Genomic DNA, 16385 nt, shown 5'->3' with positions numbered 1-16385 from the left:
GATTAGCCCGTTTAAATCTGCATTATGAATTCAATCACCGAGTTTTTTCAATATATTCTTAATTCCGAAGAGTTGATCCGCACAGGCGGTCTGCTGGTCATTACGTTTATTGTTTTTGCTGAAAACGGCCTGTTCTTTGCATTTTTCCTGCCCGGCGATTACCTGGTTTTTCTGGCCGGCGTTTTCTGCGGGACGGGCATACTGAATGTTCCAATCGGGGTTTTGCTGTTGTGTTTATTTGCAGCCGCAGTAGTAGGCTCGCTGGTCGGATATATTTTTGGGAAATATTTCGGTGATATGTTCGAGAACCGGCCGGATTCTTTCTTTTTTAAGAAGAAACATATTGAGACCACGCGTAAATATTTTGATAAATACGGCAGCAGGACATTGGTTATCAGTCGTTTCCTGCCAATCGTTCGCACATTTGCACCCATTTTGGCTGGCCTCGTAAAAATGACGCTTCCTGCTTTTATGATCAACAATGTTGCAGGCGGCGCAATCTGGATTGGTACATTAACGGGCGGCGGTTATTTGTTCGGTGAGCGTTTCCCGTGGATCGTAGACTATGTGCAGTACATTATCCTTTTCTTCCTTGCGATCACCACATTTACCGTGATCAAAGGATATCTCAATGCCAGAAAGGAAATGGGCTGATGCTCATTTTCCTTCCTCTTCGCGAAACCAGCCTGAATAAGTAATGTAATTATTGGCTGTTCTGTCAATAGCCGCGTTCAGCTCAGTTGAAACATCTTTCAGATATTTTGCCGGGTTACCGGCGTAAATTGTCCCCGGTGGGACTTTTGTTCCCTGTGTGACAATGGCGCCAGCCGCTACAATGGAGCCGGTCCCGATCACAGCCCCGTCCATCACAATGGCGCCCATGCCTATGAGCACGTGATCTTCGATCGTGCAGCCGTGCACAATTGCATTATGCGCAACGGACACATAACTGCCAATCGTGGTTGCAAACCGCTGGTAAGTACAGTGAATTACAGCACCATCCTGGATATTGGAATAATCTCCAATGCGAATGCTGTTCACATCGCCCCTAACCACCGCATTGAACCAAACCGTACAATGGCTGCCCATTACTACATCCCCGACCACCGTTGCATTTTCGGCGAGCCAGCAATTTTCCCCAAATGTGGGATCGAAGCCTCGCACAGATTTTATATATGGCATGTCTTTCTTTTTAGATTTGCCCGAAAATAGCTAAACCGGGAATTCCTTTTGGTATGTACCGCAAATTTGTTGCTAAAAATTAAATATATTACGTTTTTGATCATTAAGCCATAACTCACTATGCCATCAGCCATGAAAATTTCAAAAGGAAGTCTTTTGATTGCTAAACCGTTTCTGGGGGATCCCAATTTTGAAAGAGGCGTTATATTGATGTGCGAACACAACGAGCAGGGCAGCTTCGGCTTTGTGCTCAACCAGATCACCGATCTCTTCCTGGGAGATGTGCTGGACGAAACCATTTATCAGGACATTGCGCTGCATCTGGGAGGACCAGTTGAAAAAAATACGCTTCATTTCATCCACAGGCGCCCCGACCTGGTAACCGGAGGGACGGAAATTATGCAAAATGTTTTTTGGGGAGGAGATTTTGATGCGGTGAAAATGCTTTTGAACTTAAACACCTTTCGTCCCGAAGATATCCGCTTCTTTATAGGGTATTCGGGATGGAGCGGCGGCCAGCTGGAAGAGGAATTGAAACAGGATTCATGGATTGTTTCAAGCACAAACTCGGATTTCCTTTTCACGACACCACCTGAAAATTTCTGGCGCGAGATCCTGCGCAATATGGGCGGCGAGTACCGGTCCATAGCCCATTATCCTATCGATCCGCGCCTGAATTAGCCATTACCAGGCTAGTTGGGCTGGTCAAGTCCCTGGATGGATTCGTAGTCGGACTTGATCCTGCTGACTTCCTTAGCCAGGAATTTCTGCAACTGTTCATTAAAAATCGTCTTTTCTTCCTCAGAAAGAGAAGCATACAGATCTTTCAATTCCTGGTTGATCTGTGCCCGTTCTTCGTCCGAGCCCGCATTCATGGAACGGATGTGAAAACGTTTAAAATCAAATTCCGGCATAATGTTCTTCGTTTGGTAGTTCAAAATTACTAAATGCTGCCGAACGAGAAAATTCTGCGCGGTGTTAACGAGAAATAGGATCATTATCACCTCCAATGAACAGGACATTCGTTTTTATATTTTTAACATTCATACTTTTTGCAATTGATTGGTATGTGTGGCAGGGATTACGTTTTGCGATCCGGAATTTAGCGCCACTGACACAACGCTGGATCAGCGGAGCCTACTGGGTTTTTACTGCGCTTACATTAGGAGCTTACATTATGATGCAGCTTCTTCCGCCTGATTATCTCAAAAGCACCACGCGGACATTCATTGTCGCCTTCATTGCGATTCCTTATTTATCCAAGCTGCTGGCTGTTTTTCTGTTGTTCCTAGACGATATTCGCCGTTTTTTCCAATGGATAGCGAGCTTTTTCTTTCCATCCGCAGCACCAGTTTCCCCTGGAACCGGCGAGACGACCATTCCGCGTTCTCAATTTTTGGCAACGACGGCCATGGTTGCGGGCGCCGGGCTTATGGGCACATTTGCTTACGGCATAATCTCTGGCGCGCACGATTACCGCATTCGCCGCGTGCGCATTCCGCTTAAAAATCTGCCCAAAGCATTTGACGGGATCAAAATCGCGCAATTGTCTGACATTCACTCGGGAAGTTTTTTTAACAAAACCGCTGTAAAAGGTGGTGTTGAAATGTTGATGAAGGAAAAACCGGATATTGCATTTTTTACGGGTGACCTTGTGAATGACCGCGCGCTGGAAGTGCGTGAATACATTGACATTTTTAATAAAGTAAAAGCGCCGCTGGGCGTGCATTCGGTGTTGGGAAACCATGATTATGGTGATTATTTCCAATGGCCAAGCATTGAAGCCAAAACCAGCAACCTGGCAGATCTTAGAAAAGCGCATCAATTGCTGGGTTGGAATTTAATGCTGGATGAAAACCGTGCGATCCGTGTCGATGGCGAAGAAATCGGGCTTATCGGGATTCAAAACTGGGGCGCAGGTAATTTTGCCAAATACGGAAACCTGGAAAAAGCTTATCAGCATACGGAAGATTTTCCTGTCAAAATATTGCTCTCACATGATCCAAGCCATTGGCAAGCACAGGTTTTACCCAAATATAAGGACATTGATCTCGCATTGGCCGGGCATACGCATGGGATGCAGTTTGGTGTAGAGATTGGTGGCTTAAAATGGAGCCCTGTGCAATACAGATATAAGCAATGGGCAGGGTTATACACCGAAAATGACCAGCATTTATATGTTAACCGGGGTTTTGGGTATTTAGGTTATCCGGGTCGCGTGGGTATCTTGCCCGAAATTGCTATCATAGAGTTGGTTAGGGCGTAAGATTTAGGGAACTTGTAAATGGGTTTGATTAGTTATACAGGATAACAGCCTAAATGCGTTGAGTATATAAGGTTCTGTAATTCAAAAAATGAAAATGATGACAAAATTTGCTTCCTTATTTCTCGTGCTTGCATTGATTTGCGGAATATCTGGTGTCAGCACAGTTACTGCGAAACCAGCCAGCGCGAAGACCGAGCTTTTAGTCAAAAAGAAAAAGTATAAGGGTTACAAGAAGCCGAAATCCAAGAAATTCCTCGGAATATTCAAGCGGAAAACGGATTGCGGTTGTCCTAACAAATGACATTCGAATTGCTATAGAATTTGCATATAATCAAGAGTAAGCAGGGCCATCATTCTCTAAGAGATTCGATTGGATTTGCTTACTTTTGTATTTTAAAACCACTTATTATTGACGTCGTCAGCCCAAGTTGAATGAAAATTAATCTTCGGAACCAGGATAAATTTGAAAACCGTCACCACGGTAAAGATGCGCAGGAATTGCAGGAAATGCTGAGCACGATAGGAGCCGCATCATTGGATGAATTGATAGACCAGACGCTTCCTCCCGCCATCAGATTGCAAAAACCGTTGAACTTGCCCAGACCGAAAACCGAGCAGGAATTTTTGCAGGGCATAAGGAAAATAGCGAGTAAAAATGCTGTTTTGAAATCATACATCGGAACAGGTTACTATGACACCATTACACCTAATGTGATTCTTCGGAATATTCTGGAAAATCCGGCCTGGTATACTGCTTATACACCTTACCAAGCTGAAATTGCGCAGGGAAGACTTGAAATGTTGCTCAATTTCCAAACCGTCATTACGGATTTGACGGGCATGGAGATCGCAAATGCTTCCTTGCTCGATGAAGCAACTGCTGCCGCGGAGGCTATGACCATGCTTTACAGCCTGCGTCCCGCATCCAGGAAGAAAGCAAATACTTTTTTTGTCTCAGAACTTTGTCATCCACAAACCATTGATCTCGTTCACACCAGAGCAAAACCGATCGGCATTGACATTATAGTAGGAAACCACGCGACTGTCGATCTTACGGATGAAAACCTATACGGTGTGCTGGTTCAATATCCTGCCACCAATGGTGAGGTCATTGATTATACAGATTTCATCGCCTCTGCGCATGAGCAAGGCCTTTCAGTTGCCGTTGCGGCTGATCTGCTGGCATTGACATTGCTCAAATCGCCAGGTGAAATGGGCGCGGATGTAGTTGTGGGTTCTTCGCAGCGATTTGGTGTTCCGATGGGTTACGGCGGTCCGCATGCTGCTTATTTTGCAACAAAAGATTCATTTAAAAGACATATACCAGGCCGGATTATCGGTGTTTCTGTTGATACGGAAGGAAACCGCGCATTGCGGATGGCATTGCAGACGCGCGAGCAGCATATCCGCCGGGAAAAAGCAACTTCCAACATTTGCACCGCGCAGGTGCTTTTGGCTGTTATTGCAGGCGCTTACTCCGTTTACCACGGACCGGAAGGCATTAAGAACATTGCCGCCCGCGTTCACGGACTTACCAAGCTTTTTGTTGACACTATCAAACAATTCCATTATGAGGTCGTAACGGAACATTACTTTGATACTGTCACGGTTAAGACTGGCCTAACCAGAAAGCTGAGAGAAACGGCCGTGAAATGGGGCATTAACCTCAAATACAATGGTGAAGAAAGTGTTTCGGTCTCATTTGATGAAGCAAAAACATTTGATGATGTCATTTCACTTTTGAATGTGTTCGCCGAGGTTTCTGGTTTCCAGGGCGAAATGGTCATTGACGAGGAATTAGAGCTGGATCTGCCAGCAAACCTTGCCCGTACATCTGAATATTTGACGCATCCCGTTTTCAACACGCATCATACGGAGCACGAAATGCTGCGTTATCTGAAATCGCTTGAAAATAAAGACTTATCGTTAGTGCATTCCATGATTTCACTGGGCAGCTGCACGATGAAACTGAATGCAACCGCTGAGATGATCCCGTTAACTTGGCCGGAATTTGGCGCGATCCACCCGTTCGCACCGACTAACCAGGTTGGTGGTTACGCGCAGCTGGTAAGCGAGCTGAATATCTGGCTTTGCGAGATCACGGGATTTGCTGCGATGTCTTTCCAGCCTAATTCAGGCGCACAAGGCGAATATGCAGGGCTTATGGCCATTCGCGCTTACCATGAAAGCCGCGGTGATGTGCATCGGAATGTTGCATTGATCCCTTCATCTGCACACGGAACCAACCCTGCATCGGCTGTCATGGCGGGAATGAAAGTGGTGGTTACCAAATGTGATGAAAGAGGAAACATTGATGTAGCCGATTTAAGAGCAAGAGCTGAGCAATATAAAGATGAACTGTCCTGCTTAATGGTTACTTACCCTTCAACGCACGGTGTGTATGAAGAAAGCATCATTGAGATCTGTGAGATGATCCATTCATTTGGCGGACAGGTTTATATGGACGGTGCCAATATGAATGCACAGGTTGGGCTTACCAGTCCGGCAACCATCGGCGCGGACGTTTGTCATTTGAATCTGCACAAAACATTCTGCATTCCCCACGGAGGCGGCGGACCTGGCGTTGGGCCGATCGGTGTGGCGGAACATTTGATGCCTTTCCTTCCCGGTCACGTTAATTTCAGCACACAGCCTGAACATTTGCCAGCGGGTGAAGCAGGAGCCGTTTCTGCCGCGCCTTACGGAAGTGCAAGTATCCTGACGATTTCCTACGCTTACATTGCCATGATGGGAGAAGCAGGACTTACAAATGCAACCAAATACGCAATTCTGAATGCCAATTATATCAAAGAACGCCTGAGCGGACATTATGATGTGCTTTACACAGGCACGAACGGGCGTTGCGCGCACGAAATGATCCTGGATTGCCGGTCATTTAAGGCAGCCGGTGTAGAAGCCGAAGATCTTGCAAAACGTTTGATGGATTACGGATTCCACGCGCCTACATTGTCATTCCCTGTGGCAGGCACATTGATGATCGAGCCGACGGAATCTGAATCGAAGGCGGAACTGGATCGTTTTTGCGATACGATGATCGCGATTAGAAATGAAATTCGTGAAATTGAAGAAGGCACAGCAGACCGTACTGATAATGTGCTTAAAAATGCACCGCATACTTCGAGAATATTGTTAAGCGAAAATTGGAACAGATCTTACAGCCGAGAAAAAGCTGCGTTCCCATTGCCGCATTTGCGTTTCAACAAGTTCTGGCCAAGCGTAAGCCGCGTTGACAGCGCTTATGGTGACAGAAACCTGATCTGCTCTTGCATTCCGGTTGAAGCTTATTCAGAGGTTGAAGCAAGTTAAGAAGCTATCGATACAACAGAAAAAGGGAAATGCTCGATTGAGTATTTCCCTTTTTTTATAGGCTAAAATATTAGCAGAAGATCTTAGAAATGTCTCTCGCCAATTTCTCTTTTTCCCAACATTACCGCACCCACCATCGCTACCAAAAGGAGAATTGAAACCAGCTCAAACGGAAGCAGATAATCGCGGAAAAGCAAGTGTCCCAGGTTTTCAATCATCCCAATCTGAGAGTCAAACTGCTGCGGATCAAATGCAGGGATAACGCTTTTGCGATAAGCGCCAAACAGGATCACAAACACGGTTCCGCCTACAATCGTGGCAGCAATTTTGGTCAGATTGGTTTTAGATTCCTCATTATCCTGTTTCATATTCAAGAACATAATCACAAAGAGGAAAAGAACCATGATAGCACCCGCGTAAACGATAATGTTTACCGCTGCCAGAAACTGCGCATTGAGCAGAATATAATGTCCCGAGAGCGTAAAGAACGTCAGGATGAGATAAAGGACGCTGTGGATCGGGTTGCGCGAAACAACCACCATTACTGCGCTGAGGACAGTCAGGAATGATAAAAAATAGAAAAACGAAATAGCTGAATTCATAAAATTAGATAGCTGATATGCTCAATGAATGTGTTCAGGGAATGGCTCTCGGAACAACATTGGTAACTTCGCCGCTGGCTCTCTTCAAGTCCAATGCGCGCGCTTCTTCCTTGGTCCAGGCTTCGCGGGTGTATCTGTCGTTCATATCTTCTACCAAACGATCCTTTCCCCAAATCACCTGATCACGTTCTGCGAAAACAGGAACGAACTCGTCGTGGCGTAAATAAACGGCTTGTTTCGGGCAAGCCTCCTCACAAAGTCCGCAAAATATGCATCTCAGCATATTCACTTCATAAAAATCGCCGCATATTTTTCCTCGCGATAGAGTTTCTCCTCTCCTTTTTCCCGTTCAGCAGCTACAATTTGAATGGCTTCTGCCGGACAAGCAACCGCGCAAAGTCCGCACGCTGTGCAGCGTTCCCGACCGTCTTCATCCCTTTTCAGAATGTGCCTTCCGCGAAAAACGGGACCCAGGTAACGCTTCACTTCCGGATATTCAATGGTTACTTTTTTCGCAAAAAAGTGCTTAATGGTGATCGCTAACCCAGTTGCAATAGCAGGCAGGTAGGCGCGCTCCATGAACGTCATTTCCTTATTGCTTACTTGCTTAGAGCGATTTGTCAGTTGCATGGCAATGTGTTTTTATTAATTCAACCACGCGGTGATCATCGGCTTCAGGAAAAGCACGGCGGCACCGGTGATAATAATATTAAAGATAGCAAGCGGGATCAGTTTTTTCCAGCCCAGGTTCATCAGCTGATCATAACGGAACCTTGGAATGGTCCAGCGCACCCACATGTAGAAAAAGATGAAGAACAGTGCTTTACCAAAAAATACTGCCGTTCCGATCAATGTGGCTGCATTATGGCCGGTTTCGGTTCCGAAAGCCTGTGTAAGCTGCGTATAAACCCAATCCATCCCAGGATAATTGTATCCGCCAAAATAGAGAACGGAAATAATGGCCGACGAAATGAACATGTTAATGTATTCGGCAAACAGATAAAAGCCGAGTTTCATACTTCCGTACTCTGTGTGATAACCGCCTACAAGCTCAGTTTCGCACTCCGGAAGGTCGAAAGGCACACGGTTACATTCTGCGAAAGAACAAGTTATGAATATAATAAAGCCTAATGGTTGGTAAAATATATTCCAGTTCCCGCCATGCTGCTGCGCTACAATCTCATCCAATGAAAGCGAGCTGCTCATCATCAGAATCGCGATCAGCGAAAGGCCCATGGCTACTTCATAACTAATGTTCTGCGAAGCTGCACGGATGGCCCCTAATAGCGAAAACTTGTTATTGGAAGCCCAGCCGCCGACCATAATGCCGTAAACGCCCAGCGCAACAACGCCAAAAACGTAAAGGATACCGATGTTGGATTCCACGCCCTGTAAAGCCACTTCATGACCATTGATCCGGAAGGTGCTTCCAAAAGGAATAACCGCACTGGCTAGCAATGCCGTAAGCATGGCCAAGCTGGGTCCTGCTATGAAAAGCCATTTGTTTGCCAGAGCAGGAATAAAATCTTCTTTGAAAAACATTTTGCCTGCATCAGCAAGTGGCTGTAATAACCCGCCTGGTCCCGCACGGTTTGGGCCCATCCTATCCTGAATAAAGCCAGCAACTTTACGCTCGCCCCAGGTTGAGTACATGGCAATGACCAGTGTAAGGACAAAAACAACGAATATTGTTGCGGTTTTAATGAGAAACTCCGTTAAATCCATTTTTTGTAAACAAGGTTAAAAACAGGCTGTTATGCCGCTGAACTAGTTATTTTTTGCCAACAATGAGCGGTGATTTGCTTTGTCGTTGTTTTCAATGCTTTGATGACGGATCGTATCTTCATCCGTAACGAATGGACGTGTATCGTCAATGCGCTTGTACTGCGTTTCTGCCATTTTTATCGCGAAATCAGGTTTTTTAACCAGATCAGCGCGGTATTTGTTGGCTGAAATTACGGAGCTGCGTTTCACTTTCGTTGGACCTTCCAGCACCCAGTCGCTTGTTTTTTTCTTCTCAAAACGGCAGGTGTTGCAAATGAAGTCATTCACTTCTCCCCAGGTATTTTTGCGGGCAGTGACACGGATAATTTCGTCACCTCTATACCAAACAGTAGTTTTGCCGCAGCATTTGTCGCAATCGCGGTGCGCGTCCTCTGGTTTGGTAAACCATACACGGTTTTTAAAGCGGAAAGTTTTATCTGTAAGCGCTCCCACCGGGCAAACGTCGATCACATTTCCGGAGAAATCGTTATCAATCGCTTTTTCAATGTAAGTGCTGATTTCAGAAGCGTCTCCACGGTTCATTACGCCGTGCACACGCTTGTCTGTAATTTGGTCGGCCGTGTAAACGCAACGATAGCAAAGGATGCAGCGCGTCATGTGCAGTTGCACGTATGGGCCGATATCGATTTTATCAAAAGTCCTTCTGTCTTCTTCGTAACGCGTGTTTACCGAACCATGCTCAAATGCAAAGTCCTGCAAATGACATTCTCCAGCCTGATCACAAATAGGGCAGTCGAGCGGGTGATTGATAAGGAGAAACTCGACAATGCTTTTACGCGTATCCAAGACGGCCTGATTGGATGTATTTTCAACAACCATTCCTTCCTGAACCTGTGTGATGCAAGACGGAACGAGTTTCGGCATTGGCCTTGGATCTTTTGCAGATCCTTGTGCAACACGAACCAGACACGCTCTGCATTTTCCGCCCGAAGTAGGCAGCGGTTTGTAGTAACACATGGCTGGGGGCACAAGCGCAGCCTGACTTGCGTCCGCTTCTGCAATCTTCCGTGCAGCCTGCATAATCGTTGTTCCCGGTTCCACCTCGACTTCAATGCCGTCGAATGTAATTTTTACTAACTGAGGTTTGGTCTCTTCCATGCCAAAATTATATCATTATGCTATTTGTCAGCCTCGTAAATGTCATACGGGCCCACGGTTGAGCTATACTTTAAAGTGTTTGCAAAATCAACATTGAGAATGTTGGTAGGAACAATCCCTTTTAATGAAATTACATATTTAATCTCCCTTCTCCTAACCATGCTCTCAAATTTATCGAAGCGAAAGGTGCCGTTCAAATTTGCGAGATAAACGAGGTCAGCAAAAGGAATTAACGAATTATTTACTAAAAAATGATTAAGAAAATAGCCTTCCAGATTATTGCCGCCGCAAATATAAACCCACTCCCGCGGTTTCAGGTTTTTCTCATGGTATAAATATTCCGACACATTCCGTTCATCAATGTAATTACGCTCAAAATTGGAATGGATCGCCGATTTGTATTTCATAAAAACAAAAAGGGTGCAGTGCAAAAATGCGAATATCATGTAAAACGATGCTGCAATCTTGAAAAAACCTTGTTGAAAGCGATAAGTGTTTGCAGAATGGGCTATGAAAAGTGTAATCTGTATCACCGATAAAATCAGATAATCCTGATAGTAACCTACGCCTGCACCAATTTTGAATGCTGTTGAAGTTGCAAACACGAAGGTCAAAAAGCAGCAGAGCGTCAGAAACAGAAGAAAATTGGAATATCTGTAATAAATAATGTAGCCGCTCACAATCACATTGGCAATGATCAGTGGTGCAAATTGCAAAAGCCAATGTTGCAGTGTCCAGTCATAAAACCAATCCCAGCTTGCCGAATTGGCTACTCCTCCAATAATGTTGGTAAAAAACAGGTCAATAGTGTTGATGGGCAGAATGGCCAGATAAAGACCCATAACGACCATTCCGAAGGCAGTCAGGCTTAACAGCGTTTTCCATTCCCTATTCAAAATCCAGTAAACGCCTGCCGAAATGGCGAGAATTGCACCGCTTTGCTTTACAAAAAACGCAGTAACAGCAATGAAAATAGCAGCATAAAACCAGATTTGGTTGCCATCTTCCTTTAAAGCATTATAGCTGGAAAATATAAAGAGTATTGTCAGTAAAATCAGTAAACTATCCGGGCGGGAAGTGGTTAAAAACCAAAAGCTCAGCACATGGAAAATATAAAGACTGGCAATGATCGCAATGAATGGCTTCTTAGTCAACCTGTTCAAAAAGACGCCCACCAAGCCCACCGTAGCCAAAACAAACAGATTCGACCATAACCGGCTTGCAAGATAAATCTTGTGCACTTCCAGCGCCGACCAGCCAACTACTTTACAAAATGTGGCGACGATTGTGGAGTAAACCGGCGCATACTGGGATAACCTGAAAGGAGCGTCTTCCGGATCAAGATAAATGGGATTGCCCGATACGAGGAGTTGAATAGGAACGATTGAACTCCCTTCGCTTCCTGAGATATCGGGGTGATAGCTGATGGATGCCTGGAATTTAATGATTAATAGTATCAATGCGCTGATAAGCCCGAAGATCAAAGCGATCACGAAGGATTTATCCCGGACCCAAATCAGCGATTTATTGATTTCCATTATACTAATGCCATTTCGCCCTGATAAACTGCTCCGGGCTGCGATGCTTCGTGTGGATGGGTAATGTGCCACATGAATTCATCCCTGAAATGACGGATCGCGCTCGCAACCGGCCAGGCAGCAGCGTCTCCCAATGGACAAATTGTGTTACCTTCTATTTTTTTGGATATATCAACCAGCAGATCAATGTCGTGCATGCTTCCGTGGCCGTGTTCAATGCGGTGAAGCACTTTTTCCATCCAGCCGGTTCCTTCGCGGCAAGGGCTGCATTGGCCGCAAGATTCGTGATGGTAAAAACGGGCGAAATTCCAGGTGTTACGTACGATACAGGCGGTTTCATCAAAAACAATGAAACCACCCGAACCTAACATTGTCCCGGTTGCAAATCCACCGTCTGATAATGACTCATAGCTCATTAAGCGATCCTCGCCGTTGGCCGTTTTGGTAATCAAATGTGCGGGTAAAATGGGGACTGAAGAACCTCCGGCAACCAATGCTTTCAAATGATGCCCTGTTCTAACGCCTCCGCAATATTCGTCGGAGTTAAGGAATTCGTCAACGCTTACGCCCAGTTCAATTTCATAAACGCCCGGCTTGTTAATGTGTCCCGAAGCAGAAATCAGCTTCGTTCCTGTGCTGCGCCCCAATCCGATAGCAGCATAAGCATCGCCGCCGTTGTTGATGATCCAAGGCATGTTGGAGATAGACTCCACATTGTTTACCACAGTGGGGCTTTGATAAAGTCCTTTTACAGCAGGGAATGGTGGTTTGTTTCTTGGATTTCCTCTTTTTCCTTCCAAAGATTCCAGCAAAGCAGTTTCTTCGCCGCAAATGTAAGCGCCACCACCTGGTTGTACGATCAGTTCAAGATCATAACCGGTTCCCAATATATTTTTACCAAGGAATCCTTTCGCTTTTGCTTCTTCGATGGCTTTTTCCAGGATGCGGATCACGTACATGAGCTCCCCGCGCACGTATATAAACGATTTGTTCGCACCAAGTGCATAACTGGAAATGATCATCCCCTCGATCAGCAAATGCGGAATGCACTTCATCAAATGGTGATCTTTGAATGTTCCCGGCTCGGATTCATCCGCATTACACACCAGATAACGGGGAACACCTTCTGGCTTTGCTAAAAAGCCCCATTTCATGCCCATCGGGAATCCTGCACCACCTCTTCCACGCACACCGGATTTCTTTGCTTCTTCAACGACCTCTTCTGAGGTCATCGTTTTTATTGCTTTTTCAACGGCCGTATATCCTCCCTTTTGACGGTAAACGTCGAAAGTTTCGATGCCCGGTGTATTAATGTGTTCCGTTAAGATTTTTATAGCCATTTGAGGATCAATTTCTGCTTACGCTATTTACTCAACTCTTCAATAATTCCATCCACTTTCTCATTCGTCAGATTCATGTAATATTTCTCACGAATCTGAAAAACAGGCCCCCAGCCACAAGCTGCCAAACATTCCACTTCTTTCAATGTAAAAAGTCCGTCCGCAGTTGTTTGTCCGGCTTCAATTCCGAGTTTTTGTTTCAAATGTCCGTATATGTCCTCTCCGCCCATAAGGCAGCAAGGACCTGTGCGGCAATATTCAATTACATGCTTCCCCACAGGATCGAGGTGATACATGGTATAAAAGGTCGCCACTTCATAAACCTCAACCGGTTCCAGGCTCAATAAGCTGGCCACATGATCCATTACTTCGCTGCTCAACCAGCCCCATTGTTCTTGGGCAACGTGTAAAACAGGCAAAAGAGCCGATTTTTGACGGCCCTCAGGATAACGTGCTATGATCTCTTTTACTTTTTCCTGTCTTTCCGGCGTAAATGCAACCAGATTCGGTGATTCAGTCATTTCTTGAATATTTTTTAGGCGTCCAGCTCACCTGCAATTACATTGAGGCTACTCATGGTCAGGATTGCGTCAGAAAGCGTACTTCCTTTGCACATTTCAGGGTAAGCCTGATAATAGATAAAGCTTGGTCTACGGAAATGCAGCCTATATGGAGTCCGGCCGCCATCGCTGATCAGGTAAAAACCTAGTTCGCCATTGCCGCCTTCTACTGCATGGTAAACTTCGCCAGCGGGAGCGTCAATCTCTCCCATTACGATTTTAAAATGATAAATAAGCGCTTCCATGCTCCTGTAAACCTCTTTTTTGGGAGGCAAGTAATATTCAGGGGCATCGGCATAATAAGGACCTTCAGGAAGATTGTTAATCGCTTGCTCCACGATTTTCAGACTTTGCCACATTTCTTCATTGCGTACCATGTAGCGGTCGTAAGTATCACCGTGCTGGCCGACAGGAATTGAGAATTCAAAATCTTCGTAAGAAGAGTAAGGGTTCATCACCCTAACGTCATAATCCAAACCGGCTGCACGAAGATTAGGACCTGTGAAACCGTAAGAAATTGCCCGTTCCATGGAGATAGGGCCTACATTAATGGTCCTGTCCATGAAAATCCTGTTACGGTTGAGCAATTGTTCAAGCTCTCTCAGAACAGGCGGAAATGATTTTATAAATTCCTTAATCTTGCGAATCGCTGTCGTTGAAAGGTCTCTTTCCATTCCGCCCAAACGGCCCATATTGGTTGTCAAGCGGGCGCCGCAAACTTCTTCGTAGATTTCGTAAACTTCCTCACGCTTCTGCATTACATATAAGAAGCCGGTAAAAGCACCTGTATCAACACCCAAGATGCTATTGCAAATCAAGTGGTCCGTAATCCGGGCAAGCTCCATCATGATCACGCGAATGTATTGCGCTCTTTTTGGAACTTCTACGCTAAGCAGTTTTTCGACCGTCATGTGCCATCCCAGATTGTTGATCGGGGAGGAGCAATAGTTCATGCGGTCGGTAAGGGTTGTGATTTGATAAAAAGGCCTTCTTTCAGCTATTTTCTCAAATGCACGATGTATATATCCAATGGTTTGTTCTCCTGAAACGATCTTTTCTCCATCCATTTTAAGGATATTCTGAAAAATACCGTGTGTTGCAGGGTGCGTAGGGCCGAGGTTAAGCGTCGTCAGTTCTTCAACCAGCTCAGGTAGATCGGCGTTTGCGGAAACATTATGTGGTAACAATTCAATATCTGCCATATCTTACTCAGTATAGGGTCATCGGCCAAAAAGGGCATCAGTCTTGTCTTCGCGCGTTGCATCTTCCATCGGAAACTCCCGTCTCATTGGGAAGTAATCCATTTCTTCAATGTTCAAAATGCGCTTTAAATTAGGGTGCCCGTCAAACATGATCCCGAAGAAATCATAAGTTTCGCGCTCCATCCAGTTGGCGGAGGCAAACAAGCCCGTTGCAGTTGGAATGTGAATGTCGGCTTCTGCAAGACTTACCTTAATTCGGACACGGAAATTGTGCACGAAACTGTGCATGTGATATACAACCATAAATTCATTTTCCACATTGTCGGGATAATGAATGCCAGTTATGTCTGTTAAAAAAATAAACTGGTAGGTTTTATGGTCGCGCAGAAATTCTAAAAGTGGTATGATTTCCTCGCGAGAGGTTGAAAGCGTCAGCAATCCGTAAGGCTCTTCAAAGTCAAAAACCTGATCACCAAATTTTTCCAAAAGCGCTTCGGCTACCTCCTGGTTACTTAGCATAGGGGATTATTGAATATTATATGATGCTAATAATTCAGAATACTCGTCTGTATTTCTGCGACGAAGCTTTTCATTTTGTGCCAAATGCTGAATGTGCATCAGGCCGTCAATAATCTGCTCAGGTCGTGGCGGGCAGCCGGGTACATACACGTCAACGGGGATAATACGGTCAATTCCCTGCAAAACACTGTAAGTATCAAAGATTCCGCCGCTTGAAGCACAGGCACCAACAGCCATTACCCAACGGGGTTCGGCCATTTGTAAATAGACCTGTTTCACCACAGGGGCCATTTTCTTCGCTATTGTTCCCATTACCATCAGCAAATCGGCCTGACGGGGAGAAAAACTAGGTCTTTCTGACCCAAAACGGGATATATCGTAATGTGCTCCCATGGTTGCCATGAATTCGATTCCGCAGCAAGAGGTTGCAAAAGGAAGTGGCCAGAGTGAATAACTTCTTGCCAAACCGATGGCTTCATCAAATGAAGTTGCAAAAAAACCAGATCCGCTATGTCCTTGCGGAGCCTCCACAATCGTTACTTCTTTCATAATTTTTCTGTCAATCAAGTTTGTAAATTACTCTTCCCAGTTCAGAACCCCTTTGCGGATCACATAATAAAATCCGGAAAGGAGCAATGCCATGAATAATAACATTTCTACAAACCCAAACATTCCTAAACCCTTAAAATTAACTGCCCAGGGATACATAAATATCACCTCGACGTCAAAAAGGACGAATAGGATGGCAACAAGAAAATATTTTACGGATATAGGCGTGCGGGCATCGCCGACAGATTCTATACCACATTCAAACGGATCATCTTTTAATTTGCTTTTCCTGCTTGGGCCGATTAAATGTGTTACAATCATTGTGCCACCGATGAAGCCAGCCGCCAGGATAAACTGAACCAAAATCGGCAGATAATCGGAAGGGAAATACGAATTTTTCATTGAGTCAGTTATTCA

17 protein-coding genes and 1 pseudogene are annotated in these 16385 nt (G+C 45.2%); 5 read left to right on the top strand and 13 right to left on the bottom strand.

What is annotated here, in order from left to right; genetic code table 11:
- Positions 1 to 24 precede the first annotated feature (24 nt).
- Positions 25 to 654, top strand: coding sequence for a DedA family protein (locus MUK70_RS22230; protein WP_234655191.1), 630 nt, complete (start codon positions 25 to 27; stop codon positions 652 to 654).
- A gap of 3 nt (positions 655 to 657) precedes the next feature.
- Here MUK70_RS22230 and MUK70_RS22225 read toward each other — a convergent pair whose 3' ends face one another.
- Positions 658 to 1182, bottom strand: a complete 525-nt coding sequence (locus MUK70_RS22225; RefSeq protein WP_234655190.1) for a gamma carbonic anhydrase family protein — start codon at positions 1180 to 1182, stop codon at positions 658 to 660.
- Positions 1183 to 1302: 120 nt separating this feature from the next.
- Here MUK70_RS22225 and MUK70_RS22220 point away from each other — a divergent pair, with 120 nt between their 5' ends.
- On the top strand, positions 1303 to 1863 hold the full coding sequence (locus tag MUK70_RS22220) for a YqgE/AlgH family protein (protein WP_234655189.1): 561 nt from the start codon (positions 1303 to 1305) through the stop codon (positions 1861 to 1863).
- A gap of 11 nt (positions 1864 to 1874) precedes the next feature.
- Here the strand turns inward: MUK70_RS22220 and MUK70_RS22215 are convergent, their stop codons facing one another.
- Positions 1875 to 2096, bottom strand: coding sequence for a hypothetical protein (locus MUK70_RS22215; RefSeq protein WP_234603603.1), 222 nt, complete (start codon positions 2094 to 2096; stop codon positions 1875 to 1877).
- Between the two features lie 95 nt (positions 2097 to 2191).
- Between MUK70_RS22215 and MUK70_RS22210 the strand changes: the two genes are divergently transcribed.
- The 3 genes from MUK70_RS22210 (at position 2192) to gcvP (ending at position 6775) form a co-directional block, all read left to right on the top strand.
- Positions 2192 to 3448 carry a metallophosphoesterase gene (locus tag MUK70_RS22210; RefSeq protein WP_234655188.1) on the top strand — a complete coding sequence of 419 codons (1257 nt, stop codon included), beginning with the start codon at positions 2192 to 2194 and terminating at the stop codon, positions 3446 to 3448.
- A gap of 94 nt (positions 3449 to 3542) precedes the next feature.
- A complete protein-coding gene (locus MUK70_RS22205) occupies positions 3543 to 3749 on the top strand; it encodes a hypothetical protein (RefSeq protein WP_234603118.1) in 207 nt (68 codons plus the stop codon).
- A gap of 131 nt (positions 3750 to 3880) precedes the next feature.
- Complete coding sequence (gene gcvP, locus MUK70_RS22200) at positions 3881 to 6775, top strand: aminomethyl-transferring glycine dehydrogenase (protein WP_234655187.1); 2895 nt, start codon at positions 3881 to 3883, stop codon at positions 6773 to 6775.
- 83 nt (positions 6776 to 6858) lie between these two features.
- On the opposite strand, the gene MUK70_RS22195 is transcribed toward gcvP, so the two are convergent.
- The 11 genes and pseudogenes from MUK70_RS22195 to MUK70_RS22145 all read right to left on the bottom strand — a co-directional run bounded on the left by MUK70_RS22195 (position 6859) and on the right by MUK70_RS22145 (position 16370).
- Positions 6859 to 7377: an NADH-quinone oxidoreductase subunit J family protein gene (locus tag MUK70_RS22195; protein ID WP_234655186.1), complete on the bottom strand. Its 519-nt coding sequence runs from the start codon at positions 7375 to 7377 to the stop codon at positions 6859 to 6861.
- Between the two features lie 34 nt (positions 7378 to 7411).
- Positions 7412 to 8007: pseudogene (locus MUK70_RS22190) on the bottom strand (NuoI/complex I 23 kDa subunit family protein).
- Positions 8008 to 8022: 15 nt separating this feature from the next.
- Complete coding sequence (gene nuoH / locus MUK70_RS22185; protein WP_234655185.1) at positions 8023 to 9102, bottom strand: NADH-quinone oxidoreductase subunit NuoH; 1080 nt, start codon at positions 9100 to 9102, stop codon at positions 8023 to 8025.
- A 42-nt stretch (positions 9103 to 9144) separates the two neighbouring features.
- A complete protein-coding gene (locus MUK70_RS22180) occupies positions 9145 to 10260 on the bottom strand; it encodes an NADH-quinone oxidoreductase subunit G (protein ID WP_234655184.1) in 1116 nt (371 codons plus the stop codon).
- A 20-nt stretch (positions 10261 to 10280) separates the two neighbouring features.
- Complete coding sequence (locus MUK70_RS22175) at positions 10281 to 11798, bottom strand: glycosyltransferase family 39 protein (protein WP_234655183.1); 1518 nt, start codon at positions 11796 to 11798, stop codon at positions 10281 to 10283.
- Entirely contained in the window at positions 11798 to 13138 is a 1341-nt protein-coding gene (nuoF, locus tag MUK70_RS22170; RefSeq protein ID WP_234655182.1) for an NADH-quinone oxidoreductase subunit NuoF, read from the bottom strand. The genes MUK70_RS22175 and nuoF overlap by 1 nt, the downstream gene beginning before the upstream one ends.
- A gap of 23 nt (positions 13139 to 13161) precedes the next feature.
- Positions 13162 to 13659 (bottom strand): NADH-quinone oxidoreductase subunit NuoE, encoded by a 498-nt coding sequence (gene nuoE / locus MUK70_RS22165; RefSeq protein ID WP_234655181.1) that lies wholly within the window; start codon positions 13657 to 13659, stop codon positions 13162 to 13164.
- 14 nt (positions 13660 to 13673) lie between these two features.
- Positions 13674 to 14900: an NADH dehydrogenase (quinone) subunit D gene (gene nuoD, locus MUK70_RS22160; protein WP_234655180.1), complete on the bottom strand. Its 1227-nt coding sequence runs from the start codon at positions 14898 to 14900 to the stop codon at positions 13674 to 13676.
- Between the two features lie 18 nt (positions 14901 to 14918).
- Positions 14919 to 15419: an NADH-quinone oxidoreductase subunit C gene (locus MUK70_RS22155; RefSeq protein ID WP_234655179.1), complete on the bottom strand. Its 501-nt coding sequence runs from the start codon at positions 15417 to 15419 to the stop codon at positions 14919 to 14921.
- Positions 15420 to 15425: 6 nt separating this feature from the next.
- Complete coding sequence (locus tag MUK70_RS22150) at positions 15426 to 15968, bottom strand: NADH-quinone oxidoreductase subunit B (protein WP_234611079.1); 543 nt, start codon at positions 15966 to 15968, stop codon at positions 15426 to 15428.
- A 27-nt stretch (positions 15969 to 15995) separates the two neighbouring features.
- A complete protein-coding gene (locus MUK70_RS22145; protein ID WP_234603107.1) occupies positions 15996 to 16370 on the bottom strand; it encodes an NADH-quinone oxidoreductase subunit A in 375 nt (124 codons plus the stop codon).
- Positions 16371 to 16385: the final 15 nt, after the last annotated feature.

The organism is Dyadobacter chenwenxiniae (assembly GCF_022869785.1).
Lineage (GTDB): Bacteria > Bacteroidota > Bacteroidia > Cytophagales > Spirosomataceae > Dyadobacter > Dyadobacter chenwenxiniae.
This window is presented reverse-complemented; position numbering and strand designations above follow the sequence as displayed.

Excerpts from the sequence above, each read along its gene's own strand:
- MUK70_RS22230 (WP_234655191.1), top strand. The coding sequence starts at position 25 with ATGAATTCAATCACCGAGTTTTTTCAATATATTCTTAATTCCGAAGAG.
- MUK70_RS22225 (WP_234655190.1), bottom strand. The coding sequence starts at position 1,182 with ATGCCATATATAAAATCTGTGCGAGGCTTCGATCCCACATTTGGGGAA.
- MUK70_RS22220 (WP_234655189.1), top strand. The coding sequence starts at position 1,303 with ATGCCATCAGCCATGAAAATTTCAAAAGGAAGTCTTTTGATTGCTAAA.
- MUK70_RS22215 (WP_234603603.1), bottom strand. The coding sequence starts at position 2,096 with ATGCCGGAATTTGATTTTAAACGTTTTCACATCCGTTCCATGAATGCG.
- MUK70_RS22210 (WP_234655188.1), top strand. The coding sequence starts at position 2,192 with ATGAACAGGACATTCGTTTTTATATTTTTAACATTCATACTTTTTGCA.
- MUK70_RS22205 (WP_234603118.1), top strand. The coding sequence starts at position 3,543 with ATGATGACAAAATTTGCTTCCTTATTTCTCGTGCTTGCATTGATTTGC.
- gcvP (WP_234655187.1), top strand. The coding sequence starts at position 3,881 with ATGAAAATTAATCTTCGGAACCAGGATAAATTTGAAAACCGTCACCAC.
- MUK70_RS22195 (WP_234655186.1), bottom strand. The coding sequence starts at position 7,377 with ATGAATTCAGCTATTTCGTTTTTCTATTTTTTATCATTCCTGACTGTC.
- nuoH (WP_234655185.1), bottom strand. The coding sequence starts at position 9,102 with ATGGATTTAACGGAGTTTCTCATTAAAACCGCAACAATATTCGTTGTT.
- MUK70_RS22180 (WP_234655184.1), bottom strand. The coding sequence starts at position 10,260 with ATGGAAGAGACCAAACCTCAGTTAGTAAAAATTACATTCGACGGCATT.
- MUK70_RS22175 (WP_234655183.1), bottom strand. The coding sequence starts at position 11,798 with ATGGAAATCAATAAATCGCTGATTTGGGTCCGGGATAAATCCTTCGTG.
- nuoF (WP_234655182.1), bottom strand. The coding sequence starts at position 13,138 with ATGGCTATAAAAATCTTAACGGAACACATTAATACACCGGGCATCGAA.
- nuoE (WP_234655181.1), bottom strand. The coding sequence starts at position 13,659 with ATGACTGAATCACCGAATCTGGTTGCATTTACGCCGGAAAGACAGGAA.
- nuoD (WP_234655180.1), bottom strand. The coding sequence starts at position 14,900 with ATGGCAGATATTGAATTGTTACCACATAATGTTTCCGCAAACGCCGAT.
- MUK70_RS22155 (WP_234655179.1), bottom strand. The coding sequence starts at position 15,419 with ATGCTAAGTAACCAGGAGGTAGCCGAAGCGCTTTTGGAAAAATTTGGT.
- MUK70_RS22150 (WP_234611079.1), bottom strand. The coding sequence starts at position 15,968 with ATGAAAGAAGTAACGATTGTGGAGGCTCCGCAAGGACATAGCGGATCT.
- MUK70_RS22145 (WP_234603107.1), bottom strand. The coding sequence starts at position 16,370 with ATGAAAAATTCGTATTTCCCTTCCGATTATCTGCCGATTTTGGTTCAG.